General features: G+C 42.4%; 1 pseudogene. It reads left to right on the top strand.

What is annotated here, in order from left to right:
* A pseudogene (locus R7093_RS26605) lies at positions 1–457 on the top strand (histone deacetylase); the annotation flags it as partial.
* Between the last annotated feature and the right edge of the window lie 138 nt (positions 458–595).

Genomic DNA, 595 nt, shown 5'->3' with positions numbered 1-595 from the left:
AGTTTTAATTATTGATAGTGATGTTCATCATGGTGATGGAACCGCCACCTTGTGCCAAGAAGAGCCGGACATCGTGACGCTCTCTTTTCATTGCGATAAAAACTTTCCTGCCAGAAAACCACAGTCTGATTTGGATGTTCCGTTAGCAAAAGGAACAGACGATGAAACATTTTTGATGACGTTTAAAGAGGTGGTAGAGATGGCGTTGAATCTCCATCGTCCAGATATGGTGATTTACGACGCTGGGGTAGATATTCATCAAGATGATGAGCTTGGTTACTTTGACGTATCGACTCAAGCAATTTTTGAGCGTGATCGTTTTCTTTTTCAACTGATGAAAAACAGAGGGATTCCTGTTGCCGCCGTTGTGGGTGGTGGATATAGAACAAACCACGCAGACCTGGTACCTATTCACAGGCAGTTAATAAAAGCGGCGACAGAAGTCTTTGCATCTTGATAGTTGAAGAAGGCAATTAGGCAGAACAAAGATCACTAACGTATTAGTGGTCTTTTGCTAAATGTGGCGGAGTGTTGGGCTTGTATTCAAAGAGGGATTTGTCCAAGTCCTTTCAAATCTGAATATTGATCTGCACCA

Source organism: Vibrio sp. 1580 (assembly GCF_033340055.1).
The sequence above is the reverse complement of the archived record's forward strand: the minus strand, read 5'-3'. Positions and strand labels throughout refer to the sequence as shown.